The following is a 26,187-nucleotide window of genomic DNA, read 5'->3' as shown; positions in this document are numbered from 1 at the left end:
AATGAAAAAATGGTTATTTGCACTAATTGCGGTTCCTGCCTTGTTGGTAGGCTGTGGAGAAAACAAGGAGGAGACTTTACCAGAGCCAGAAGTTCCACAAATACCAGAAGTTGAAATTTTAACACCCAAAGAAGTAGCACTTCATGAAACAATTGAGCTTGCAGCCCATGTTGAGCAGGGTGGTAAAAATGTCGATGACGCAGTAGTAGAGTTTGAAGTGTGGGAATCAGGGAAACGTGATGAAGGTCAAATGGTTGATGGGAAATTAGAGAAAGATGGCGTATATAAAGCGACAACTACATTTGATCATGATGGGGTCTATTATATGTATGCCCATACAACAGCAAATGGTGTTCATAATATGCCGAAGCAACAAATTATTGCGGGAAGCCCTGATATGACACAAGTTTTACCTGAAGATGAAAAGAGCAATAACAGTATGGATAATAATATGATGAACCATGGTAATGGCACATCTGACGATACTGATCAGAACGAAGAAAAAAAAGATGAAAAAAATCATCATTAAAGACTTGCAATTTTTTTAAAATAGGAATATGATAATGACCAGATGACCGAAATGGTTTTCTGGTCATTTTTATGAATGTGTACTTTAGATGTACATAACCTAACAAGAAAGGGTGTTACTAATGGATCGTAGGCAGGAAATTCTTGAAGCAGCTGCAAAATCTTTTACATTGTTTGGCTACAAAGCGACAACAATGGAGCAAGTGGCAAAGATAGCTAATGTTGGTAAAGGTACGATTTATACATTCTTTGCAAATAAAGAGATTTTATTTCAGGAAATCGCTATGTCACTTGTTCGAGAGATGAAGGGTGAAGCAGATGCAGTGTTGGATGCATCAGCAAGCTTTATGGATAATGCACATAATGCTTTAATGAAAATGCTACAGTTCCGTGAAAAACATCTTTTATTTGCGAAGTTGATAGAGGAAGAAAAAGAACTACGTACACCAGCTGTTAAACAGGTGCTCCTACGCATCGAGACAGAAATTTTATCGTATGTTGCAGAATTAATTCAGCGACGTATTAATAAAGGTGAAATTAGAGATTGTGATGCAGAGCTGGTTAGTTACTTACTGTTAAAAGCCTATCTTGCATTTGTTGTCGATTGGCATGAGTTACACGGTGATGCGATCCCTGAAGAGAAGATTCTTAATCTTTTCAAGGAGACAATCTTTCGAGGTTTAATTCTAACTTGATTCGATTTCGTTACTCCATAAAGTGTCGAATCAAGTGTTATTTTGCAAAGGTTGAAGGGTTTATATTTTTTTGAATGAAAATGACCAAATGACGTTTTCGGTCAAATAGTTTAGGAGTGAGGATATTATATGATTAAAGCTGAGTGGCTGAAGATCTTTAAAACAAGAAAAATGCTTGTCTCAATCATTGCTGTATTATTTATTCCAGTAATGTATGCAGGTATGTTTTTATGGGCGTTTTGGGATCCTTATGCAGGACTTCCTAATCTTCCAGTAGCTGTTGTTAATGAAGATACTGGTGCTGAGATGGATGACGTTAAATTAGACTTAGGGGACACCTTAGTTGATAAGTTAATAGATAGTGAGCAGTTTAACTTTATAGAGGTATCAAAGGAAGAAGCAGAAAAAGGCTTAAATAGCCGTGATTATTATATGATTCTAGAAATCCCAACAAATTTCTCTGAACATGCTACAACATTATTAGATGACAAACCATCAAAATTGGTTATGAACTACATTCCAAATGAAGGACTTAACTTCCTTGGTGCACAAATTGGTGAGACTGCAATGGATCGTGTTCGTGCAGAAGTAAATTCACAAGTTTCAGCAACATACGCAGAAAAATTATTTGATTCTATTGCAACACTTGGAGATGGCTTTACAGAGGCAGCTGATGGCTCTAATAAGCTTGATGAAGGTGCACAAAAGGTTGCAAATGGTGCAAAAGATTTAAAAGGTTATCTTGAACAACTAGCATCAAGTACAGTTGAACTGTCTAATGGTACAGATAAACTTACAAAAGGTGCTGGAGATGCTGCAAAAGGTGCGAATGATTTATCTAGTGGTTTAGTTAAACTTCAAGATGGAACTGTACAATTACAACAAGGTGCACAGCAGGCAGCTAATGGTGCAAGTAGCCTTGAACAAGGAATATCACAATATACACAAGGTGTTGCAAAAGTTGGGGCTGGTTTAAACACTTTAAACGATAAACAGCAACAAATTAGTGCAGGGGCAGCATCTATTGCAGAAAATGCAGGTGCATTAAATGGTGCAGCTAACCAATTAACTGCTGGTTCTGCAAAGGTGGAAGCAGGCATTACAGCCTTATCCAACCAGTTACAAACAATGATGACTTCAATGCCAGAGGAACAAGCAGCGGCATTAAAGCAAACATTAGCGGAGCTACAAGCAGGAAGTGCTAGTGTGCATAACGGTTTAACGACATTATCTGCAGGTACAGAAAAATTACAAGCTGGTGCTAATCAAGTAAGCTCAGGTGCAGGTCAAATAGCAGCAGGGCAAGCAGAGGTGCTAGCGGGTGCAAATGCTCTAACAGCAAAAAGTAATGCTTTAGTAGAAGGTGCTAAAGGTCTACAAGCAGGTAATGCAACATTAGCTGCAAAATTAGGTGAGCTAAATGCGGGTGTAACTACAGCTGTAACAGGTTCTAAAACATTGGCATCTGGTTTAAATGAATTAGCAAATGGTACAACGACATTAAATCAAGGTACATCTACGCTTGCTTCAAAATCAGGTGAACTAGCACAAGGTTCAGCAACACTTGCAGATGGTTCTACTGAGCTTGCTGACGGTACATCTACATTATCCGGTAAATTAGGTGAGGCTAGCGAAAAAGCGAATGAAGTAAAAGCTAATCAAGACACTTATGATATGGTAGGTAGTCCAGTTGAAGTTGAAAAAGAGTCAGTCAACCATGTTCCTAACTATGGTACAGGTTTTGCACCATACTTTATCTCTCTAGGTTTATTCGTAGGTGCATTATTAATTTCAATTGTATTCCCACTTGTTGAACCAGCTATCCGTCCAAAAAATGGAGCATCTTGGTTCACAAGTAAAGTGACTGTTTTAGCAGTCGTAGGTTTAGTACAAACGGTACTAACAGTAGTTATTGTTAAATGGGGTCTAGGACTTGAAGTCAATAACATGGGCTACTTTATCGTAACAGCATTATTAACAAGCTATGTATTTTTAGCTTTAATCCAAATGCTTGTTTCTATCTTTGGTGATCCAGGTCGTTTCATGGCCATTGTGGTATTAATTTTACAATTAACAACAAGTGCAGGTACTTTCCCACTTGAATTAATTCCATCACCATTACAAGTATTTAACAAACTATTACCGATGACTTATACGGTTCAAGCATTTAAATCAAGTATTTCTACTGGGGATACATCATTCTTAATGCAAAACTATGGAGTTTTAGCCGGCTTCTTAGTAGCATTCTTAGCTATCACATTCGGTTATTTCATGCTGTTGCATAACAAACGTTACTCAAAAATAGCTGAAGAAAATTAAAGTATTTGAAGCACTCACCATCTAAGGTGGGTGCTTTCTTGTGTAATTACCACAAAAAAACAACAGCTGATATGAGCGTATCAGCTGTTGTTTTGTAAGTGTAAGAGATTTAATTAAAGGTTCATCAAAATATGATGAAGAGTGTCATGATTGCTACGTGTGGGGCACGTAAATGACAATTACAGAATAGGCAAATGCTTACAGGTGGTTACATTTTTCACAAGTGTTGCTGTAGCATTCACTTTGTTCTTCAATTTTTTCACCGCACTCTGTACATTGCTTAGCAGGTAAATTCTTGAAAAATTCAACTACGTTTTCTAACATTGTGGACTCCTCCTTTAAGTTCATCTGTACTATTACTGTTTTGATATTTCCTAGTGTATTATAACAGATGCTTTTCGTCAACACAAAATGCCTAATTTACGTTAAAATAAATATGGATATTTTGTGAAGGAGGAAACGTAAACTATGATTTTCGTTGATAATAAAGGGATCCATGATCCGCGTGTTAACCTTGCTATTGAGGAGTATTTGCTTAAAACGATGGATGTGGAAAAGGAGCCAGTGCTACTTTTTTATATTAACCAGCCATCCATCATTATTGGTAAAAATCAAAATACCATTGAAGAGATTAATACGGATTACGTAGAGGATAATGGCATTATTGTTGTCCGTCGTTTGTCAGGTGGTGGAGCAGTATACCATGATTTAGGAAATCTTAATTTCAGTTTTATTACAAACGATGATGGCGATAGCTTTATGAATTATAAAAAATTCACGCAGCCCGTAGTAGATGCTTTGGCAAAAATGGGGGTCAATGCAGAGCTTTCAGGACGTAATGATATTCTTGCAGAGGGGCGTAAAGTTTCTGGAAATGCTCAATTTTCGACACGAGGCCGTATGTTCAGTCATGGTACGTTGATGTTTGATACGGAAATAGACGCTGTTGTGTCCGCCTTAAAAGTCAAAAAGGATAAAATTGAATCTAAAGGAATTAAATCTATTCGTTCCCGAGTAGCAAACATTTCGGAGTTTTTAAAAGAGAAGATGACAATAGAAGAATTCCGTCTTGAAATTTTAAAATCTATTTTCGGTGGAGAAACAAACATTCGTTATTATGAACTGACGGATGAAGATTGGGTAAACATTCATAAGCTTTCTGCAGAACGTTATCAAACATGGGAATGGAATTATGGTAAATCACCACGCTTTAATATTCAAAAGACGCACCGTTTCCCAACAGGTGGCATTGATATTCGCCTTGAAGTTAATCATGGTGTCATCGAAGAGGCACATATTTTTGGAGATTTCTTTGGTGTAGGTGATATGACTGATATAGAACAACGTTTAGTTGGGACAAACCACGATAGAACAGCTATTGCTAATGCATTAGTGGATATTGATATTCCTACATATTTTGGTGGAATTTCAACTGAGGACTTTTTACAATTAATTTATTAAGAAAAATTCGATTTCGTGTAATGATTTAGCCTAAAGGTTCGCTGACAATTATGTCGTCGAACCTTTTTTTGATACAATATAGTTAGAAAGGAGTGTTGATATGGAAAAGCATCGAATATTCATAGTTGAAGATGATGTAAAGATTGCATCATTACTAGCGGAAACGCTTAGAAAATATCAATACGAAGTTGAAACGATTCAAGAGTTTGATCATCTTATAGAAGAATTCACAGCATTTAATCCACATATGGTGCTGCTCGATATAAATTTACCTTCATATGACGGCTACTATTGGTGCCGTCAATTACGTCAACATACAACGTGTCCGATTATTTTTATTTCTGCCCGCTCAGGTGAAATGGACCAAATTTTTGCACTTGAAAATGGGGGTGATGATTTTATTACAAAGCCCTTTAATTATGAAATTGTCTTGGCTAAAATTCGTAGTCATTTGCGTCGTACATATGGTGAGTATGCTACAAGGCAAGAGGAGCGGACAATTAAGCAAGGGCAGCTAATTCTTCATTTAGAGAGGATGGAGCTGCATAAAAATGAATTAGAAATTCCTCTACAGAAAAAAGAGTGTATTATTTTGGAACTGCTTATGGGGAATGCCCCGAAAGTAGTAACACGTGAGCAACTTTTAGAGGAACTCTGGGATGATCAGGCATTTGTCGATGAAAATACGTTGAATGTTAATATGACTCGTGTCCGTAAAAAATTAGCGGATTATCATATTTCATCAACCATTGAAACTGTGCGTGGAGCAGGTTACCGATTCATATTGAGTGCGGGTGAGCTATAGTGGGCTGGAAATTATTTTTACGAGATTACGCATCATTTATTGTCTTTCAGCTCTTATTAGTTGGCTTCATCATGGTCTTATATGGACTAGACGGGTTTAGGAATATCGATACAGCTATATATTCTTTCTGTATTAGTCTTGTGCTGCTATGTTCATTTTTACTAGTTCGCTATTTAATGCGACAACGTTATTTGTTGAAAATATCTCAGCTTCCAACAGCTATGGAGGATGTGCTACAAAAAAACGCCAAAACGCCAGAAGCAATGCAAGCAGAGAAATATATGCATGAGTTGTATCGACTTTATCAACATGAGCTGCATTCATTATACGCAAGTCAAAAGCGTCATGATCAATTTATGAATCAGTGGGTGCATCAGATGAAAACACCCATTTCTGTCATTGAGTTACTTTTACAGGATGACCGTCCTCTTGATAAGAAAAATGTGCAGGAGGAAATTGACCGTTTACGTAGAGGCTTAGACATGGTGCTTGTAAATGCACGTTTAGAAAACTTTGAAGATGATATGCAAGTAGAACAGGTTGCATTAAAGACAATAGTCACTGCAACTGTTAATGAGAATAAACGTTTATTTATTACGAAAAGAGTATTCCCTGAAATTCATATTGAAGATGATCTTATCGTGGCGAGTGATTCAAAATGGCTTCGCTTTATTCTCGGTCAGTTTGTAACCAATGCTGTGAAATACACTTTTGAAGCCAATAAAAAAATAGTCATTTCTGCCATTAAAAAGGACGATTATGTGCAGCTAGCCATTTGCGACGAGGGAATTGGTATTCCAGCTTCCGACCTTTCACGTGTTACGAAGGCGTTTTTCACTGGTGAAAATGGGCGAAAAACAGGGGAATCTACTGGGATGGGCCTTTATTTAGCCAAGGAAATTTGCGAAAAGCTTGGACATGATTTGGCTATTTCATCAGAGGTAGGAAAAGGGACGATTGTTACAGTGACATTTACAAATTAGGGGGAGCTAGGATGACAGAAGTAAGCATTGAAGGCTGGTTATTAAATATAAATAAAGAAAAAACAAAGGCACTGTATATGACCCATTTGCAAGAGGATGATCAAGTATCTTATCAAAATTTCGTCATGGCAAATGAAGTGCTAAATGAAGAACTACTGCATTTTTCAAATATCCTTGGGTTAAACTTACAACAACCAACATTATTACAGGCGTTTCCTGTCGATGGTCAACAGATTATGTATAGTGGACATTACACTGTATATGGTGAAATTCTAGAGGGAGAAATGGATGCCTGGGATGTCATTATAGGAGAGCATTGTTTTAGTTTGGTAGCGGAAGAGTCCGTTTTAGGATTAACAGAGCCCCATTTTCAAATCGGCTTTGAGGTTGTATTACAGTGGCTTTTACCGCAATCATTAGAATTAATGAAGAAATAAGGTGAATTTAGCATGCCTATATTACAAATTAAAGATGTGACAAAAGTTTATGAAGGCAAGGTCACACATCGTGCATTAAATCAATTGAGCTTTGAGGTGGAAGAAGGCGAATTTTTAGCAGTTATGGGCCCTTCCGGGAGTGGCAAAACAACATTATTGAATATTATTTCTACTATTGATGAACCAACGAGTGGTGAAATAATTTTAGATGGCATGAATCCACATACGCTTAATGCAACGGAGCTAGCCTATTTTAGAAGAAGGCAGCTTGGCTTTGTCTTTCAGGACTTCAATCTCCTGCATATGCTAACAGTAGAGGAGAATATTGTGTTGCCGTTAACATTGGACCAGCAACCATTAGAGGTCATGGAGGAACGTTTGGCTAATATTGTCGAAAAGTTAGATTTGACACCCTTCTTGCACAAGCGCCCAAATGAAATTTCAGGTGGACAAGCACAGAGAACAGCCATTGGTCGAGCACTTATTCATAATCCGAGTCTCATTTTAGCAGATGAACCAACAGGTAATTTAGATTCCAATTCTTCACGGGATGTACTTGAACTTTTAACGAAAGTAAATAAGGATAAACGCACGACGATTGTGATGGTAACACATGATCCAATCGCAGCAAGTTACTGTGATCGAGTGCTCTTTATAAAGGATGGCGAATTTTTCAATGAAATTTATCGAGATGACCGTCGTCAAATGTTTTTTCAACGTATATTAAATGTTTTGAGCTTACTAGGAGGAGGGCAAGTAGGTGACCTTTCGACAATTCGCTTACCGTAATGTCGTACGGAACAGCCGGATATATGGTGCCTTTTTCATGGCGAGCTTTTTTTCTGTGGCTGTATTTTTTATCTATTCCATGCTAATGTTTCATCCCGATATTGAACGTGGGATATTAGGAGAAGTGTCCCTTATTGGCATGGTGGGTGCTGAAATTGTACTCGTACTTTTTACTTTGTTCTTTTTATATTACTCTATGAGTGCTTTTTTAGAGGCTAGATCACATGAATTTGCGATTTTATTGCATCTAGGAATGGAAAAGCGTCAGATGAATAAACTTGTCTTTCTTGAGACAATGATTATTGGAGCGGGCTCCATCATTGTGGGAATTGTTTTTGGTTTTTCATTTTCAAAATTCTTTTTCATGATTGTGCGGGAGATTTTGCATTTGGATGAATTACCATTGTATGTTTCGTGGCAGCCATTTCTACTGACAATAGGTGTTTTCACAAGTGCTTTTGTGGTGATTTCTTTTATTAGTGTATATTTTACACGAGAGAGGAAATTACGTGATCTTATTAAAGGTAGCGATTATTTAAATAGTTTAACAACCTATTCCAAAATTCGGGCTGTTTATGGTATTGCTTTAATTTTAGGGACTTATATTCTAGCGTTTGTTGTGGGGCATACTTCTTTGATTGGGCTAACGCTATTAATACCATTTTCAGCAACATTTGGTACTTATTATTTTTTCAGTGACTCTGTTCCGTGTTTTTTAGACTTAGCACGTGGCAAACGTAAATTTCATTGGCAACGTTATCGTCTGCTCTCACTTGCTGAGCAAACTCATATTATGATGGATAATGTGAAGATGTTTTTTGTCGTTACTATGGTGTCCACCCTCGCATTTTTATCTGTAGGTGTATTAGCAACAATGTCTTCCTACACAACCCAATACGATCGTTTAAATCCATTGGGTCTAGTTTATAAGGGCGACATTGATAATCCTTATGAGCGGGAGCATATTAATTCATTGCGCCTGCAGTTAGAAGAGAAGGGTTTATCCTATCAGCTGTCCCGCTTTGTTGTGATTAAGCAAACATCTTCTTTTACGCAAAATGAAGTAGAGGTTTTTCGTGAGTCTGATATGAATGTCTTGCTATCTTCCTATAGTTATCCACTACTAGATCTTGGCTCTGGTGAAGCGGTATTTATTCCTTATTCCGAGGATTCTCTAAAAAAATTAAAAAATAGAGTTGTGCATACGGTGCTTGAAGAGAATTCAATACCTATTACGATTGATAGTGTCTATCCAAAGATTGTGTTTCCTGGTTCAATTGTAAGCGTTAATTCGATCGTTATTAGCGATGAAGATTTTGCAAAGCTTATTCATCCTATTTCTGAGAAAAACCTTATTCAACCAAGCTATCATTTATTTACATTTGTTATTCCACAATGGATGGAAACAAAAGAAGTCGGTAAGGACATAGATTATTTAGAATCCAATTTATATTTTCTTAAAAAGGATAAATTTAGTCCTTTTTACTTTGAAAATGCTGGTTTAAATTATTCTTATATATTAGCTACCTACTCATTATTTACATTAGTGGGTGTTTTAGTAGCTACCGTTTTCTTACTGGCCGCAGGTAGCTTTATTTATTTTAAATTGCATACGTCATTAGAAAGAGAAAAGCGTAAATTCGATGTGTTAAAGCGCATGGGTTTAACGGATATAGAGTTAAAGAAGCTTGTTAACCGTCATTTATTTCCTCAGTTTTTCTTACCGTGGGGCGTTGCTATGATGCACAGTGCCTTTGCTTTTTTAATGGTTCAGGGCATACTAAAAGATATCGCGAATATTTCTATTGTAAAAGAAGTATTCTTTGCTTTTGGCTTTTTTGTATTAATACAAGTAGTGTATTTTTATTTAATTCGTTGGCGGTACATTTCTCATATTCGTTCGTGATGTAATGGTTTAAAAGAGAAAAAAACGAATTAATTAACGTAATTTATGACATGAAATAAAAAGACTCATTGTTTTTTAGATATATTTCTTATATAATATTACTGAATAACGATTCATTTTATACGATAAGGGGATGGTGTAATTGAATTTAGTTTCACGTGTTCGCCAACAGGCAACAGAACAGCCGGATAAAGTTGCGTATCATTTTATGGGGAAAGATACGACATACGGAGAGTTCGAGCAAACAGTTGGTCGTTTTGCAAAGGGGTTACAAGATTTAGGTATTGAAAAAGGGGATCATGTGGCGTTTTTACTCGGCAATACACCACATTATTTAATTGCATTGTATGCAACCATGCGTATAGGGGCAACGGCAATCCCTGTTAACCCAATCTATACACCAGATGAAATTTCCTACATTTTGCATAATGGTGATGTAAAAGCGGTCATTGCGCTAGATCTTTTACTGCCATTGGTAGAAAAAGGTGTACAAGCATTTCCACAAGTAAAAGCATTTGTAGTATGTGAAACAACGGCAGATATAGCGGAAAAAGTGGCAGCTTTATCACTAAAAGCGCAAGAAAAAACACATTTATTTACACAAATCGTCACGAATACTTCTCAATCTTTACAGCCTGTTGAAGTGGCAGATGATGACAATGCTATTATTTTATATACTTCGGGCACTACCGGCACTCCAAAAGGGGCTATGCTCACGCATGAGAATGTGTATTCAAATGCTCGAGATGTTGCCCATTATTTAGACATTCAAGAAAAAGACCGTGTCATTGCCACATTGCCTGTATTTCATGTCTTTGCTTTAACAGTTGTCGTAAACGCACCATTATTAAGTGGAGCAACAGTGCTACTAGCACCTAAATTTAGTCCTACAGAAATTTTTGCTTTAGCACGAGAGCAAAAAGCAACAGTCTTTGCTGGGGTACCAACTATGTATAATTTCTTATACCAATTACCTGAAGGCAACCCGGAAGATTTCTCGACAATTCGTTTGGCTATTTCAGGAGGAGCTTCTTTACCTGTTGCACTATTACATAATTTCGAGCAGAAATTCAATGTGCGTGTATCAGAAGGATACGGCTTATCAGAGGCTTCACCTGTTACATGCTTTAATCCTCTGGATCGTGACCGTAAAGCTGGGTCTATCGGGACATCGATTAGCAATGTGGAAAATAGAGTGGTCGATGTGAACGGTCAGGAAGTACCTGTTGGCGAGGTTGGGGAGTTAATCGTACGCGGACCTAACGTGATGAAGGGGTATTATAAAATGCCAGAGGAAACAGCTATGGCGATACGTGATGGTTGGCTCTATACAGGAGATTTAGCGAAAGTGGATGACGAAGGCTATTTTTACATTGTCGATCGTAAAAAGGATATGATCATTGTAGGAGGGTTTAATGTCTATCCTAGAGAGGTCGAGGAAGTATTGTTTGCCCATAATAATATTGTAGAGGCAGCAGTAGTAGGATTCCCTGATCCTAATTTAGGAGAGGCAGTTCATGCATATGTTGTTTTAAAAGAGGTTGCCGCCACTACGACAGAAGATCTTCTATCATATTGTGGTAAGCATATGGTGAAATATAAGGTACCAAAGGTAATTGAAATTATGGATGAATTACCTAAAAATACGACTGGAAAAATACTTCGCCGCTCCTTAAAAGAAAAAGTTTAAAACGAAAAAAGCTACTATTAAAAAATGGTAGCTCTTTTTTTGTGTACATTATTCGTATAATAGTAAAATGAGTTGAGAGTAGTTATCTGTAAGTGATAAAATCAAACTTGTGAAATCTTCTACATACTTTTCAATAGCTTGTCATATAGTGAGGAAGTAATGTAAAAAGATGTACAAAACTGGAACCCTTTGATGTAAGGCTACGTCAAAGCTTTTAGGTAAAAATACTATTGAAAGAGAGCATACAAAAACATGATAGAACTCATTAAAGAGTTAATAAGCTTTATTGTGCATATAGATGTGCATTTAGAAGAAATCATTCGTGATTTTGGCAATTGGAGTTATCTTATTTTATTTGCCATTGTTTTTGTAGAAACAGGCGTCGTTATTTTCCCATTCTTACCGGGCGATTCATTGCTTTTCGCTAGTGGTACATTGGCTGCTGCAATGGGAGCCTTTGATATGTGGATATTAATACCAGTATTTTTAGCAGCGGCCATTTTAGGTGATACAATGAATTACCATATTGGTCATAAAGTTGGGACGTCGATTCCTCCAAAGAGTCTTCTCGGAAGAGTTGTTAAAAAAGAACGTATGGAAGCAGCTGAAAAATTCTTCAATACACATGGTGGAAAAACAATTGTTATAGCTCGTTTTATGCCATTTATTCGTACATTTATCCCATTCGTAGCGGGAGCAAGTAAAATGAATTATAGCTACTTCTTACTTTATAATATTTTAGGTGCTATTTTATGGGTATTCAGCTGTACATTACTAGGTTATTTCTTCGGTAATATCCCTATTATTAAAGATAACTTCTCAGTTGTGCTTATATTGATTATTTTTATCTCTGTCGTTCCTGCGGTAATAGGTGCGATAAAAGCCAAGGTTGGCAAATAGTTTGGACAGTCCTAACGTGATACAACATCACTGGGACTGTCTTTTTTTAGGTAGAAAAAAGATATAGAAAATCTTCAATGGTGATGATAAATTATATTGAAGTATAAGCATCAGGTCGTAAAAAATGTTATACTATTAATAACTAGAATGTGGAGAAATGGGGGCAACGAAATGGAAGTATTTATTGGCAGGCAACCTATTTTTAATCTTCACGAACAGGTCGTTGCGTATGAATTGTTATATCGTGGAAAAAACGTTAATGCCTTTCCAATGGTTGATTCAGATGCAGCAACTATTGATGTACTGGTGAACTCATTTCTTTCAATTGGTTTTGAAGAAGTAACGAAGGGTAAGCCGGGTTTTGTTAACTTTACTGATAACTTATTAATGAGCTCCATTCATGAATTTTTAAATCCTTCACAAGTTGTCATTGAAATTTTAGAGGATGTTCCACTGACATCTCAATTAGTGAAACGTGTGGTGGAGCTAAAAAATTATGGATTTCAAATTGCATTAGATGATTTTATTATGGATGAACAGGTTGACATCTATGATGAATTATTTGAACAAGTTGATTTTATAAAGGTTGATTTTCTAGCAACATCAATGGTCAAAAGAATGGAAATTGAAAATAAAGTTAAGGGAAATTACCCACATATTCAATTGCTTGCAGAAAAAGTAGAGACTCGTCATCAATTTGAAGTGGCTAAATCTTCTGGGTACGTATTATTTCAAGGCTATTTCTTTGAACAGCCTCAAATCATAAAAGCAACAGATATCCCTGCTAATACGATACAATATATTCATATTATCTCGTTGTTAAAAGAAGAAGAACCAAATATTCAATTATTAGCAGAAAATATCGAACGAGATATTTCTTTGACGTATAAATTATTACAAATGATTAATAATTCTTCTAAGCGTTCAAAATCTAAAGTACGCTCTATAAAACAAGCAATTGTGTTATTAGGAATATCCAATTTACGTAAATGGATTTATCTATTAGCGATGCGAGAAATTGATATTGATGCGGACTCAGACCTTTTTAAAGAAGTAATGTGTATGTCCTTGTTTCGAGCAAAAGTTTGTGAGAAGTTAGCCAAGCTATCCTATAAAAAGAATTTTTCGGAATATTTTCTAGTAGGTATGTTCTCACTTATTGATACATTACTGCAAAGACCCATGAGTGTCATATTGCATCAGCTACCATTTTCAGAGGATATTACCAATACAATCTTAGGGCATGAAACAGATATGACGCCATTTCTAGAATTCAGTATCGCTCTAGGAAAATTAGATTGGGCACGATTAGAGGAACTAAGTGCTCAATTAAATATCCAGCTCAACGATATGGATCTTCTATATTATGAGGCAATGGAATGGGCAGAAAAATCATTTTAAGTAATTACCTATTACTCCTACAATAAGCTATCTTACGTCCGTTTAAGATAGCTTATTTTTTATCCTCCACAATAGCTAATCCCTTCATCAAGATGAAGTTCTCAATGTGTAAAGTATTTGCTATAATCATTTCGTCTTTAAAAAATTCTGATAGTTGAAGTGGGCGTGGGGAAATGAAACATGATGTTAGGGAAAACATTGTGGACTATGTGTATGTTATTGTAGGAGCGGCAGTGATTGCTATTGGTTTTAATGTCTTTTTATTACCAAATCAGGTTGCTTCCGGAGGGGTAAGTGGAATTAGTACAATTTTGCATGGTTTATTTGGCTGGAATCCAGGTATTGTGCAATATGCCTTTAATATTCCACTATTTATTGCTGGTGTTTTATTACTCGGCAAAAAATTTGGCATAAAATCATTTATTGGGACGATTACTTTACCGTTTATTGTCTTGCTAACAAATAGTTGGGAGCCTTGGACGGATAATCCTTTGCTTGGAGCTCTTTTTGGGGGAATTGTAGTTGGTTTAGGAATAGGACTAGTCTTTAAAGGGAATGCTTCTACTGGTGGCACTGATTTACTAGCGCAAATCATTACGAAGTATACAGGATTAACGCTTGGTACAAGTGTACTGTTAATAGATGGAATCATAGCGATTAGTGCAGCAGTTGTTTTTGATTTAGAGAAAGGTTTGTATGCCCTGATTGGACTTTATGTAACAACCAAAACGATTGATATTATTCAGCTAGGTTTTAGCCAATCAAAAATGGTCTATATTATTACGTTGAAACAAGATGAAGTACGTGAAGCCATTTATGCTGAAATTAATCGGGGTGTCACTAAGTTACAAGCATTTGGGGGCTATACAGGAGAAGCGCGACCAGTTCTTATGGTTGTTGTTTATCAGACAGAATTCACAAAGCTGAAACAACTCATTAAAAGCGTTGACCCATCAGCGTTTGTCATTGTTTCGGATGCCTATGAGGTATTAGGAGAAGGTTTCAAACGTGCATAATTTTGGTATAATGGCGGCGTAAGGTAATTATCGATTATGAGGAGGGGTACTAATGAAAAAGGCAATGTTAACATTAGTGTTCGGTTCAGCAATTTTCTTAGCAGCTTGTGGAGGCGGAAATAAAGAGGCAACTAACAATGAAGGTGCCACTGCTCCAGATGGAGAAGCTATCGCAATGAAATCATGTGTTACATGTCATGGTGGCGAGCTACAAGGTGCCAATGGACCAGCATTAAACGATGTAGGTTCTCGTTTATCGGAATCGGAAATTTTAGATATTATTAATAATGGTAAAGGTGGCATGCCTGGAGGAATTGTAAAAGGCGCAGATGCTGAAGCAGTTGCTAAATGGTTAGCTACTAAAAAATAATAATTCAAAAACTAGCGGACTGGAGAGCCGCTAGTTTTTTTCATTAAGAGTAAATACATTTCTTTTATACATAGACATGCTAAAATAAGGAGAACTTTATCCATTGATTGGAGGCTTTTTCATTGGTTGTAGTATTAACGAGAGATGTTATGGAGAAATTTAAGTTAGAGTTATTAGCAGGCGAGGAAGGAATCGGCAGAACGATTGTGACAAGTGACATTTCAAGGCCAGGACTTGAAATGGCCGGGTATTTTACGCATTATCCAGCCAATCGGGTACAATTGCTTGGCAAAACGGAGCTATCCTTTTTTGAAATGTTACCAACAGATGTTAAGCTTGAACGGATGCGCTTACTTTGTTCCCAAGATACACCTGCAATTATAATTTCTCGGGATTTAGAAGTACCTGAGGAGCTGATTCAAGCTTCCAACGAAAAGCATGTTCCTGTTTTTAAAACACATATGACAACAACCAAATTTTCAAGTAGATTGACCAACTATTTAGAGGGCCGATTAGCACCAATGACAGCTGCACATGGTGTACTTGTGGATGTGTATGGCATCGGCATACTAATTATTGGTAAAAGTGGCGTGGGTAAAAGTGAAACAGCACTTGAGCTTGTCAAAAAAGGTCACCGTTTAGTAGCTGACGATTGTGTCGAGATTAGACAAGAATCAGAAAATTTATTAATTGGTAGTCCACCTCCTCTTTTAGAGCATCTATTGGAAATACGAGGCATCGGCATTATTGATATTATGACACTATTTGGTGCAAGTGCAGTCCGCCCATATAAACGTATTACACTCATTATTGAGCTAGAAATTTGGGACCCACAAAAAGTATATGATCGATTAGGCTTAGAAGAAGAAAAGATGAAGATCATTGATACAGAATTGACGAAATTAACAATTCCGGTAAGACCAGGACGAAATGTATCTGTAATTATCGAAGTAGCAGCGATGAATTATCGATTAAAGAAAATGGGTGTAAATGCGGCAGAAGAATTTTCAAGACGTTTAGATGAAGTTATTTCGTCGAACGATGTATTAGATGATTAAAAGTTTACCGATCTTTGGTAACAGATAATTGGAGAGGAGCAAAAGATGGATTTATTACTTTTACAAATTAACCCGATTGCCTTTCATTTGGGGCCAATTCCAGTTCGTTGGTATGGATTGCTCATCGTATCGGGTATTATTTTAGCGTATGTGGTAGGCCAACGAGAGGCCGTAAAGCGAGGATTGCCTGAAGATTTTCTTGCAGACTTATTATTGTGGGCTGTTCCGATATCCATCATTTGTGCGCGCATTTATTATGTGTCAATGAGATGGGATTACTATAGTGAAAATCCAGGTAAAATCATTGAGATATGGAATGGTGGTATTGCCATACACGGTGCGTTAATTGGAGCATTTGTGACGGCTTACATATTTACTCGTATTAAAAATGTAAGCTTCTTACGAGTAGCAGATATTGCAGCACCTAGTATTTTAATTGGACAAATTATAGGTCGCTGGGGTAACTTTATGAACCAAGAGGCTTATGGTGGGCCTGTTTCAAAGGAATTTTTAGAAAATTTAATGTTACCAGATTGGATTATCAATCAAATGTATATTGAAGAATTAGGTACTTATGTACATCCTACATTTTTATATGAATCCGTCTGGAATCTAATAGGGCTGATTATTTTACTGATATTACGAAAAGTAAATTTAAATCGTGGGGAAATTTTCTTCAGTTATTTAATTTGGTATTCCATTGGTCGTTTCTACATTGAAGGAATGCGTACAGATAGTCTTTACCTAGTCGGTGATTTACGCTCAGCTCAAATTGTATCTATTATAGGTATTGTAGTAGGTCTTGGAGCCATTATTTATCGTAGAATAAAGGTTAAACCAGCCATGAAATACTTAGATAATAAATAAGGAGATGTAACATATGGCTGTAAAGGCACTACTATTTGATTTTGATGGAACTTTACTGAATACAAATGAATTAATCATTCAAACATTTATGCATGTTTTAAATGAGAGATTTCCCGGGCAATTTTCGCCAAAAGATTGCTTGAAATTCATTGGTCCCTCACTTAAGCAGACATTTAATGACATTGCACCAGGTGAAGAGGAAGCTTTGATAGCCAAATATCGAGCTTGGAATATAGAGCATCATGATGAACTTGTTAGTCAATACCCAGACGTTGTCTCAACATTAGAGCAATTAAAAGCACAAGGGATTCGTTTGGCGATTGTTTCGACAAAACGGAATGATACGATTGATCGTGGGCTATCTATTCTTGGGGCTACACACCTATTTGATGTGCGTATTGGAACAGATGATGTGCATAATGTGAAGCCAGATCCAGAACCAGTTTTACTTGCATTGGAACGTTTAGGGATCAACAAAGATGATGCAATTATGATTGGAGATAACTCGCATGATATTGAAGCAGGACATCGTGCAGGAGTCAGAGCAGCTGGTGTCGCTTGGGCAATTAAAGGCGAGGCATACTTACAGCAGTTCCAACCAGAGTATATATTGCATCATATGACGGATTTATTGGATATTGTGAAAGAGGGGTAAGTTAGATGGCGCGTAAAACAGAACGTTACCGTGTCGAAGGAGCAAATTCACTGTGGAAAATCTACGACACGGTGTCCTTTTGGAAGGTGATGAAGTGTTTCATTGTCATTCAAATTGGACGCTTCACACCATTTTTACGTGTGAAAAACTGGCTTTATCGAACATTTTTAAAAATGACCATAGGTGAAAAAACTTCACTAGCGTTAATGGTTATGCCAGATACTATGTATCCTGAGCGTATTTTTATTGGGGATAATACAGTAATTGGCTTTAATACGACCATCTTAGCCCATGAATATTTAATAGAGGAATATCGTTTAGGGGATGTCCGTATTGGCCATGAAGTAATGATTGGTGCGAATTCTACAATTTTACCAGGTGTGACAATTGGAGATGGTGCCATTGTTTCTGCCGCAACTCTTGTACATAAGGATGTGCCGGCTGGCTGTCTAGCAGGAGGAAATCCGATGCAAATTATTTATACAGCAGAACAAATGGCAGAGCGTAAGCGTCATGAAGTTGTGCAATGGTGTACACCTAAAAAATAATCAAATTCATATATCTAAAAAGCTAAAGCTACTCCCAAAATTGGGAGTAGCTTTTATTTGTTGGTATTTACTCGTCAAATCTTTTAATTTTAGATTTTCAGGTAGTTGCAACCTTCTTCATAAAGTAATTTAAAGATTTAGATAATTAGAGGGAATACGTTGACTGTTTAACAGAAATAAGTTAAAATTCTTTCATAATCTAATTCTCTAATACTCTAGTGAATTAAAGTGGATGTGAGGAAGTGTTCATATGTCGTCAATAAAAATGTTTGAAAAGCCACTTGGAATGCGTGATACCTTTCCACAAATCTTTGAAAAAGTTGAAGCGGTAAGACAAACAGGTAGAGATTTTTTAACTAAAAGGGGATATGAGTTTATTAAAACACCTGCTGTTGAATATTTTGATACAGTTGGAAAAGCTTCTGCGATCGCTGATACCCATTTATTTAAACTTGTAGATAGTCAGGGAAATACATTAGTGCTCCGACCAGATATGACAACCCCGATTGCTCGGGTGGCCACCTCGAAATTATTGAAAGAAATGATTCCTCAACGTTTAGCTTACTTCGCAAGTGTTTTTCGTGCACAAGAAGCAGAAGGGGGGAGACCAGCAGAATTCGATCAAATGGGTATTGAATTAATAGGGGACCAATCTGTATTTGCTGATGCAGAAGTGATTGTGACAGCAATGGAGCTTTTAAAGCACTTAAAACTAGAAGCGTTTAAAGTAACGATTGGACATGCAGGCATACTAAACTGCATTTTACAAGATTACACAGAGAGTATTGAACAGCAAACTACCCTTAGAACATTACTTGTCCACCGAAATTATGTTGGATTTGAAGAAGCGGTAGATTCATTTAATTTACCTAAAGCTAAAGCAGATGCCCTCCTCCAGTTTATTGAAGAAGCAATGGATGTGAAGGATATCCGCGATATTGAAAAATATGTTCGTAAAAATGATGCATTAGTATATATGCAACAGCTTGCTCAATTATTGGAAATGGCCGACTTAGCTGCTTATGTTACGTTTGATTTTACACTCTCAAGTCATATGAGTTACTACACAGGTATGCTTTTTGAAGTATTTGCCTTAGGTAGTGGTTTTCCATTAGGAAATGGTGGCCGTTACGATGGATTGTTAGAGGTGTTTGGATCAAAGGCTGGTGCGACGGGATTTAGCATTCGTGTCGATCGTTTATTGGAAACATTACATGGGCAATCAGAGATGCAACAAGAAGCAACTGTTGTGCTTTTTGATGAAGAACAATTTGAGGCAGCTTTAATAAAGGTAAACACATTGCGGGCAGCAGGGAAATTAGCTACTTTACAGTTGCGTAGTAGCCTAGTCGATGAAGAAGCCTTTTTAGCTCACTTTACGGAAGTAGTTGTAGTTGGACAGGAGGAAATTGGTAGTGAATGAATTAACAATTGCAATGCCAAAGGGGCGAATCTTTGAAGAGGCCTATCAGATGTTATTGAAGGCAGGTTTTCATTTACCAGAAGAGGTCGAAATGTCGCGTAAATTAATGATTGAAATACCAGAAGAGAAAATTCGCTTTATTTTATCTAAACCAATGGATGTGCCTGTCTACGTTGAGCATGGCGTAGCGGATATCGGTATTGCTGGCAAGGATGTTTTGTTAGAGCAACAGAGAGAGGTACATGAATTACTGGATTTGAATATTAGTAATTGCTATATCGCGTCAGCTGGTTTACCAAATACAGATATGAATGAAATTGCTCCTAGAATTGCGACGAAATATCCGAATATTGCGATGAAATACTATAAAGGCATCGGGGAGCAAGTCGAAATCATTGAGCTTAATGGATCTATTGAATTAGCACCTATGATTGGTTTAGCTGACCGAATTGTCGATATTGTTTCTACAGGACGTACATTAAAAGAGAACGGCTTAGTTGAATATGAATTTATTTCGACTGTGTCATCTCGGTTAATTGCTAATCCGGTTAGCTATCGTATGAAGGGTGAGCGCATCATTGACCTTGTTAGACGATTAAAGAAATGTGTGAATGAACAAAAAAGTAATCATATCTAGCTACATATGAGTAACTGAAGGGGTTTAATTCAATGAAAATAACTAAACTAGCAAAGGGTATTTCCTTAAAAAGACCACTTGAAGGTGGAAATGAGGAACAGTTAAAAGTTGTAAGACAGGTGTTAACAGATGTGAGGACACAGGGAGACGTAGCGTTACGTGCCTATACAGAACGTTGGGACGGGTATATGCCTACAAGCCTGCGTGTCACGAAGGAGGAAATACAAGAAGCTGTAAATGCTCTTGACCAACAACTCTATCAGGATTTGGTGGAAGCAGCTCAAAATATTCGACTTTATCATGAACAACAGTCACGACAGGGTTATCGCTTAGAGCTAGGTGACGGTTCTTGGCTAGGTCAACGAGTAACAGCTCTAGATGCAGTAGGATTATATGTTCCTGGCGGTACAGCTGCCTATCCCTCATCGGTGCTAATGAATGTGATTCCAGCACAGGTAGCAGGTGTGAAGCGTATTGTGATTGCTTCTCCAGCAGGCCTTGATGGAAAAATGCCAGCAGGTGTCCTAGTGGCGGCTCAGCTTTTAGGAATCGAAGAAATTTATAAAATAGGTGGGGCACAAGCAATTGCTGCTCTTGCATATGGCACAGAGACCATCGCACCAGTCGATAAAATTACAGGCCCAGGAAATATTTTTGTAGCCCTTGCTAAACGGGAGGTATTTGGGGAAGTTGCCATTGATATGATTGCGGGACCTAGCGAAATTGCAGTACTAGCTGATGACACTGCATTTCCAGACGAAATTGCTGCAGATCTGTTATCTCAAGCAGAACATGACCGATTAGCTTGTGCTGTTCTCGTCACGACCTCAGAGGAATTGGCCAAAAAGGTAGCTGAAGAAGTTGAAAAACAATTGGAGATTTTACCACGTCAAGAAGTAGCGCGTGCTTCAATCGAAAATTTTGGGGTCATTTATATAGCTGAAACGGTATCAGATGCAGTGGAAGCGATTAATTCATTAGCACCGGAGCATTTAGAAATTATGACAAATAATGCTGAGGCGATCGCTGAACAAATAAGGCATGCAGGTGGTATTTTTATTGGTCGTTATAGTTCAGAGCCTGTTGGTGATTATTTTGCGGGGACCAATCATGTGTTACCAACTAATAGCACAGCACGTTTTGCTAGTGGCTTAAACGTAGATGATTTTGTGAAAAAATCAAGTGTTGTTTATTACAGTGAAAAAACTTGGCAAGAGCATGCACCAAAAATTGCACGTCTCGCACGTATGGAGGGTTTAGAGGGCCATGCACGTGCAGTGGAATCTCGCGGATGGAAGAAGGAATAGTACAATGACGGAAAAGAAACGATATGCACAAGTAGAGCGAACAACCAATGAAACGCAAATTTCAGTAGCCATCGATTTAGATGGTGAAGGGAAGGCAGATATTAAAACGGGCGTAGGTTTTATGGATCATATGCTGGATTTATTTATCAAGCATGGTCTTTTTAATGGGACCATCCAAGCGAATGGGGATACCTATATTGATGATCATCATACAACGGAGGATCTAGGCATTGTGTTAGGGCAAGCTATTCGAGAAGCACTTGGTGATAAAAAGGGCATTAAACGCTATGGAACGGCATTTGTACCTATGGATGATGCACTTGCGCAGGTGGTGGTTGATTGCTCGAATCGCCCCCATTTAGAATACCGAGTGCCCCCTTTAAAAGAAAAGGTGGGAACTTTTGATACAGAATTAGTGCATGAATTTTTGTGGAAATTTGCCTTAGAGGCACGAATGAATGTACATGTGATTGTACCCTATGGGCATAATACGCACCATATTATTGAGGCAATTTTTAAAGCCTTAGCTAGGGCGATTGATGCTGCCGTAGAAATTGATCCACGTGTTAAAGGAGTACCATCGACTAAGGGGCTGTTAACGTGAAAATAGGTGTGGTTGATTATGGTATGGGAAATTTATTTAGTGTGGTACAAGCTTTGAATCGACTTGGCTGTGAGGTCATAGTGACAGCTAATCAACAATTGCTAGATACTACAGATGCACTCATATTACCAGGAGTTGGTGCATTCCCAGATGCTAGAAAGCGTTTAGCAGAGACAAAATTAGATTGTTATCTAAAAAATGCCCAAAGCCAGCATCGCCCTCTTTTAGGCATTTGTTTAGGGATGCAATTATTATTTGAAAAAAGTGATGAGGTCACACCAACAAATGGCTTAGGTTTCTTTAAAGGACATATTAAGCGATTTAGTGGCACAAATGAGGGGCGAGCATATCGGGTGCCACATATGGGCTGGAACGAATTAGTTATGGCGAATCGTCCTGCTTGGTTAGAAAATAGTGCTCCTGCAAAGCATGTCTATTTCGTTCATTCATTTTATGCCACTAATATTGAGAAGTCTGAACTTGTTGCTTATGCAGACTATTGTGGTATACAAGTTCCAGGTATTGTAGCGAAAGGTTCTGTGACAGGTATGCAATTTCACCCTGAAAAATCAGGTGAGCTGGGCGTATATTTATTAGAGCAATGGCTGAAAGGAGTGAAATCATGCTAACGAAACGAATTATTCCTTGCCTCGATGTCAAGGAGGGACGCGTTGTAAAAGGGATACAATTTGTATCCATTCGTGATGCTGGTGACCCAGTGGAGCTAGCAAAATTTTATGATGAACAAGGCGCGGATGAGCTTGTATTTTTAGATATATCTGCTTCACATGAAGGCCGCGAAACAATGATAGAGGTTGTCCAACAAACAGCAGCTACTCTAGCGATTCCGTTTACAGTTGGTGGTGGTATTCGAACGTTGGATGATATGAAGCGTATTTTACGCGCTGGTGCGGATAAAGTTTCTGTCAATACTTCTGCTTTAGAGCGCCCTTCCCTTATTCAAGAAGGCTCTGATTTCTTTGGTGCCCAATGCATCGTGGTAGCAATCGATGCTCGCTATAGTGAAGAGGACGGTACATGGATGGTTTATACACATGGTGGGCGCAATAAAACTACTTGGTCAGCTATAGACTGGGCAAAGGAAGCGGTGCGTTTAGGAGCTGGTGAGATTTTATTAACTAGTATGAATCAAGATGGAGAAAAATCTGGCTTTGATTTGGGATTAACAAAAGCGGTACGAGAGGCTGTGTCAGTCCCAGTTATTGCAAGTGGTGGGGCAGGTTATGCCGAACATTTTTACGAAGTATTAGCCGAAGAAGTTGATGCAGATGCAGCACTTGCAGCTTCTATCTTCCATTATAAAGAAACAAGCGTAGCCCAAGTGAAAGAATACTTACGTGCAAAAGGAGTGGCAGTGAGATGATAGAGCGAATTCGATTTGATGAGAAAGGTCTTGTAACGGCAGTAGTACAGGATGCCAATACGAAAGAAGTATTAACGGTGGCTTATATGAATAAAGAGTCATTCGTTAAAACGATGGAATCAGGTGAAACTTGGTTTTATACTCGTTCACGTCAGGAGCTTTGGCATAAAGGTGCCACAAGTGGTCATACGCAAAAGGTTGTAGCAATTAAAACAGACTGCGATTATGATGCAATAGTTGTGGAAGTATTACCAGAAGGTCCAGCTTGTCATAACGGTACAGCTTCTTGCTTTACGGAGGTTGTACAGCAAAATACTGAGGTAGGTTCTGTAGAAATAATTGCAAAACTTGTCCGTGTAATTGAAAAGCGAGAACAGGAAATGCCTGTGGGAGCTTATACTACATATTTATTTGAGAAGGGCATCGATAAAATCTGTAAAAAAGTAGGTGAGGAAGCAACAGAGGTGGTTATTGGGGCAAAAAATCGCGATGCCGAAGAAGTAAAGTGGGAGGCAGCTGATTTAATTTATCACCTTCTAGTATTACTACAAGAACAAAAAGTAAGTATATATGATGTCCTAGATGTGTTGAAAAAACGTCACGAGGAGAAATAACAGCATATTATAAATTGTGTGGTATAATAGGGTTTACTGTGTAAAGGAACGTTTAATACGTTCCTTATTTCTTGTTTCGGAGGAAATGTATTGGAAAAGAAACGTCAAAATAAGAACCAATCGAATATAGTGTCGTTCATTCCAACAGGCGACTATTATTATAAAAAATCAATTCAAGCTATGAACAGTGGACAAATGAATAAAGCCTATAAATATTTGCAGCGTGCAGTTGATCTTAGCCCTGATGATCCTATGATAATCTTGCAGCTTGCTATTATAGAGTTAGAAGGTCAACGTTTTGAAGAAGCGTATGATTTGCTTCGTCGTGCCTATCAAATTGATCCCGATAATCCAGAAATTATTTTTTACATGGCGGAAGTATCAGGTTGTGTAGGAATCATGCAGGATGCGAAACGCTTTGCTGAGGAGTATTTGCAGTTAGAGCCTGAAGGTGCTTATGCAGATGAAGCAGCAGAAATTTTAGAATTTGTTGCATTTGAGCAAGATGAGTTTGAGGAGCTTGAAGGATCTGGTGAAGATTTATATCGTCAGGAACAGGCTCGCCGTCATATGGAAAAAGGCGACTTTCCTGAAGCTATTACTATTTTAGAAGATTTAATTGAAGATCGCCCAGCCTTTTGGTCGGCGTATAATAATCTTGCACTTGCTTATTTTTATGTGGGAGAAGAGGAACAGGCAAAGGCTCTCTTACATACCGTATTACGTGAAAATAAGGGAAACTTACATGCACTATGTAACTTAACAGTGATTGCGTATTACGAAAAGAATGAAGAGGATTTGCAAGAGCTATTAAATGTGCTTGTTAAAATTCAGCCATATACATGGGAGCATCGTTATAAACTAGGTGCTACATTAGCTTTAATAGGGCAATATGAATTAGCTTATAAATGGTTGCGCAGTATGCAAAAAAGAGGCTATGTAGGCGACGCGGGCTTTTACTTTTGGTTATCTCATGCCGCTTATTTTTCAGGGCATGAGGAGGTTTCCAAAAGTGCTTGGGGTCAACTGCTAGAGGTAGATCCAGATAAAGAAGGCTTTGAGCCTTGGCGCCAACATGATAACGAATTTGCGCTAGACGCGTTGGAACATGATCGGAATTTCATCGTTGAAAAATTAGAAAGTAGCTATTTAAGTGAGCGCATCTTTGGTCTGTTTTTATTAAAAGCTACGGCTCATAAGCAAGAAATAATCGCCCATCCTAAATGGGTTAATATTGAGCAATTCGGTGCTTTTGAGAAATTATTTTTAGCATATGCACTTGGACATGAATTTGATAAGAAAAATAAAGTAGAGGCAAGCTTTCTGCGTGCTGTAAATGTGCCAGAAATTTTATTAAAGCAGTACGGCAAATTATCAACATTGATTGTACCTATGTTTCAAATGTGGTTTGTCCTGTGTGAACAAGCTTTAATTCAAAATTACCGTTTTACAAATCCTGTTGCAATTGCAGGAGCAAATGATTATCTATTTAGATCCTCTCAAATGCTCAAAGTAACAAAAAAAGAAATAGCTCAACAATATGGAGTATCTGTTGCCACTTTATCGAAGTATATTGATGAAATTTTAGCTTTTTTACCAAGCAGTCATAATTAGTGTGTGAGCAACATAGTTGAATAACTTTATACTTTCACATACGATGAACATACTAACGTTATCATTAATTTGCCCTGGCAACATTGCGTTCGATTGTTATTCCTTGCTAGTTGCCAATGGTTTATCTTCATCCCCTCTATTGTAAGTTGGGATCATATGTAGGTGACGTTACACTT

At 37.7% G+C, this 26,187-nt stretch carries 27 protein-coding genes; 26 read left to right on the top strand and 1 reads right to left on the bottom strand.

The genetic code is table 11. The features are described 5' to 3' along the window. Position 1: 1 nt before the first annotated feature. From AC3CH7_RS18750 to AC3CH7_RS18740, 3 genes are all read left to right on the top strand, one after another. Positions 2-529: a FixH family protein gene (locus AC3CH7_RS18750; RefSeq protein ID WP_012292201.1), complete on the top strand. Its 528-nt coding sequence runs from the start codon at positions 2-4 to the stop codon at positions 527-529. A 121-nt stretch (positions 530-650) separates the two neighbouring features. Further along, on the top strand, positions 651-1,223 hold the full coding sequence (locus AC3CH7_RS18745; protein WP_012292202.1) for a TetR/AcrR family transcriptional regulator: 573 nt from the start codon (positions 651-653) through the stop codon (positions 1,221-1,223). A gap of 129 nt (positions 1,224-1,352) precedes the next feature. Next, positions 1,353-3,542, top strand: a complete 2,190-nt coding sequence (locus AC3CH7_RS18740; RefSeq protein WP_012292203.1) for a YhgE/Pip domain-containing protein — start codon at positions 1,353-1,355, stop codon at positions 3,540-3,542. Positions 3,543-3,740: 198 nt separating this feature from the next. Here AC3CH7_RS18740 and yhfH read toward each other — a convergent pair whose 3' ends face one another. Then, on the bottom strand, positions 3,741-3,866 hold the full coding sequence (gene yhfH, locus AC3CH7_RS18735) for a protein YhfH (protein WP_012292204.1): 126 nt from the start codon (positions 3,864-3,866) through the stop codon (positions 3,741-3,743). Between the two features lie 144 nt (positions 3,867-4,010). On the opposite strand from yhfH, the gene lplA reads away from it, so the two are divergent. The 23 genes from lplA to AC3CH7_RS18620 all read left to right on the top strand — a co-directional run bounded on the left by lplA (position 4,011) and on the right by AC3CH7_RS18620 (position 26,011). Next, positions 4,011-5,003, top strand: coding sequence for a lipoate--protein ligase (lplA, locus tag AC3CH7_RS18730; protein WP_012292205.1), 993 nt, complete (start codon positions 4,011-4,013; stop codon positions 5,001-5,003). 100 nt (positions 5,004-5,103) lie between these two features. Then, complete coding sequence (locus AC3CH7_RS18725; RefSeq protein ID WP_012292206.1) at positions 5,104-5,808, top strand: response regulator transcription factor; 705 nt, start codon at positions 5,104-5,106, stop codon at positions 5,806-5,808. After that, positions 5,808-6,791 (top strand): sensor histidine kinase, encoded by a 984-nt coding sequence (locus tag AC3CH7_RS18720; RefSeq protein ID WP_031417815.1) that lies wholly within the window; start codon positions 5,808-5,810, stop codon positions 6,789-6,791. Before AC3CH7_RS18725 ends, AC3CH7_RS18720 begins: the two co-directional genes overlap by 1 nt. 11 nt (positions 6,792-6,802) lie before the next feature. Then, a complete protein-coding gene (locus AC3CH7_RS18715) occupies positions 6,803-7,228 on the top strand; it encodes a hypothetical protein (protein WP_332291286.1) in 426 nt (141 codons plus the stop codon). A 12-nt stretch (positions 7,229-7,240) separates the two neighbouring features. Beyond that, positions 7,241-8,017 carry an ABC transporter ATP-binding protein gene (locus AC3CH7_RS18710; RefSeq protein WP_012292210.1) on the top strand — a complete coding sequence of 259 codons (777 nt, stop codon included), beginning with the start codon at positions 7,241-7,243 and terminating at the stop codon, positions 8,015-8,017. Further along, positions 7,989-9,923, top strand: a complete 1,935-nt coding sequence (locus AC3CH7_RS18705) for an FtsX-like permease family protein (protein WP_036160509.1) — start codon at positions 7,989-7,991, stop codon at positions 9,921-9,923. Before AC3CH7_RS18710 ends, AC3CH7_RS18705 begins: the two co-directional genes overlap by 29 nt. A gap of 142 nt (positions 9,924-10,065) precedes the next feature. Beyond that, positions 10,066-11,613 (top strand): fatty acid--CoA ligase family protein, encoded by a 1,548-nt coding sequence (locus AC3CH7_RS18700; RefSeq protein ID WP_031417812.1) that lies wholly within the window; start codon positions 10,066-10,068, stop codon positions 11,611-11,613. 255 nt (positions 11,614-11,868) lie between these two features. Then, complete coding sequence (locus AC3CH7_RS18695) at positions 11,869-12,513, top strand: VTT domain-containing protein (RefSeq protein ID WP_031417811.1); 645 nt, start codon at positions 11,869-11,871, stop codon at positions 12,511-12,513. Positions 12,514-12,684: 171 nt separating this feature from the next. Then, positions 12,685-13,914, top strand: coding sequence for an EAL and HDOD domain-containing protein (locus tag AC3CH7_RS18690; protein WP_197224504.1), 1,230 nt, complete (start codon positions 12,685-12,687; stop codon positions 13,912-13,914). A gap of 173 nt (positions 13,915-14,087) precedes the next feature. Continuing rightward, complete coding sequence (locus AC3CH7_RS18685) at positions 14,088-14,930, top strand: YitT family protein (protein ID WP_031417809.1); 843 nt, start codon at positions 14,088-14,090, stop codon at positions 14,928-14,930. A gap of 52 nt (positions 14,931-14,982) precedes the next feature. Beyond that, positions 14,983-15,300: a cytochrome c551 gene (cccB, locus tag AC3CH7_RS18680; RefSeq protein WP_031417808.1), complete on the top strand. Its 318-nt coding sequence runs from the start codon at positions 14,983-14,985 to the stop codon at positions 15,298-15,300. 122 nt (positions 15,301-15,422) lie between these two features. After that, positions 15,423-16,358, top strand: coding sequence for an HPr(Ser) kinase/phosphatase (hprK, locus tag AC3CH7_RS18675; RefSeq protein WP_031417807.1), 936 nt, complete (start codon positions 15,423-15,425; stop codon positions 16,356-16,358). A 45-nt stretch (positions 16,359-16,403) separates the two neighbouring features. Then, positions 16,404-17,225, top strand: coding sequence for a prolipoprotein diacylglyceryl transferase (gene lgt / locus AC3CH7_RS18670; protein WP_012292219.1), 822 nt, complete (start codon positions 16,404-16,406; stop codon positions 17,223-17,225). A gap of 13 nt (positions 17,226-17,238) precedes the next feature. After that, the gene (ppaX, locus tag AC3CH7_RS18665; protein WP_012292220.1) at positions 17,239-17,880 is read left to right on the top strand and encodes a pyrophosphatase PpaX; all 642 of its coding nucleotides are present in this window, start codon (positions 17,239-17,241) and stop codon (positions 17,878-17,880) included. Between the two features lie 5 nt (positions 17,881-17,885). Continuing rightward, on the top strand, positions 17,886-18,428 hold the full coding sequence (locus tag AC3CH7_RS18660) for an acyltransferase (protein WP_012292221.1): 543 nt from the start codon (positions 17,886-17,888) through the stop codon (positions 18,426-18,428). 250 nt (positions 18,429-18,678) lie between these two features. Further along, positions 18,679-19,851, top strand: coding sequence for an ATP phosphoribosyltransferase regulatory subunit (locus AC3CH7_RS18655; protein ID WP_031417804.1), 1,173 nt, complete (start codon positions 18,679-18,681; stop codon positions 19,849-19,851). Next, positions 19,844-20,488, top strand: a complete 645-nt coding sequence (hisG, locus tag AC3CH7_RS18650; protein ID WP_012292223.1) for an ATP phosphoribosyltransferase — start codon at positions 19,844-19,846, stop codon at positions 20,486-20,488. Before AC3CH7_RS18655 ends, hisG begins: the two co-directional genes overlap by 8 nt. Before the next feature lie 32 nt (positions 20,489-20,520). Further along, entirely contained in the window at positions 20,521-21,795 is a 1,275-nt protein-coding gene (gene hisD, locus AC3CH7_RS18645) for a histidinol dehydrogenase (protein WP_036217819.1), read from the top strand. A gap of 4 nt (positions 21,796-21,799) precedes the next feature. Then, on the top strand, positions 21,800-22,399 hold the full coding sequence (gene hisB / locus AC3CH7_RS18640; protein WP_012292225.1) for an imidazoleglycerol-phosphate dehydratase HisB: 600 nt from the start codon (positions 21,800-21,802) through the stop codon (positions 22,397-22,399). Then, positions 22,396-23,028 (top strand): imidazole glycerol phosphate synthase subunit HisH, encoded by a 633-nt coding sequence (gene hisH / locus AC3CH7_RS18635; protein ID WP_012292226.1) that lies wholly within the window; start codon positions 22,396-22,398, stop codon positions 23,026-23,028. The genes hisB and hisH overlap by 4 nt, the downstream gene beginning before the upstream one ends. Then, a complete protein-coding gene (gene hisF / locus AC3CH7_RS18630) occupies positions 23,022-23,783 on the top strand; it encodes an imidazole glycerol phosphate synthase subunit HisF (RefSeq protein WP_012292227.1) in 762 nt (253 codons plus the stop codon). The genes hisH and hisF overlap by 7 nt, the downstream gene beginning before the upstream one ends. Next, on the top strand, positions 23,780-24,397 hold the full coding sequence (hisIE, locus tag AC3CH7_RS18625) for a bifunctional phosphoribosyl-AMP cyclohydrolase/phosphoribosyl-ATP diphosphatase HisIE (protein ID WP_488381820.1): 618 nt from the start codon (positions 23,780-23,782) through the stop codon (positions 24,395-24,397). Before hisF ends, hisIE begins: the two co-directional genes overlap by 4 nt. A gap of 90 nt (positions 24,398-24,487) precedes the next feature. Next, the gene (locus AC3CH7_RS18620) at positions 24,488-26,011 is read left to right on the top strand and encodes a tetratricopeptide repeat protein (RefSeq protein WP_031417798.1); all 1,524 of its coding nucleotides are present in this window, start codon (positions 24,488-24,490) and stop codon (positions 26,009-26,011) included. The last annotated feature ends 176 nt before the right edge of the window (positions 26,012-26,187 follow it).

The sequence above is a fragment of the Lysinibacillus sp. F12 genome (assembly GCF_057773605.1).
This window is presented reverse-complemented; position numbering and strand designations above follow the sequence as displayed.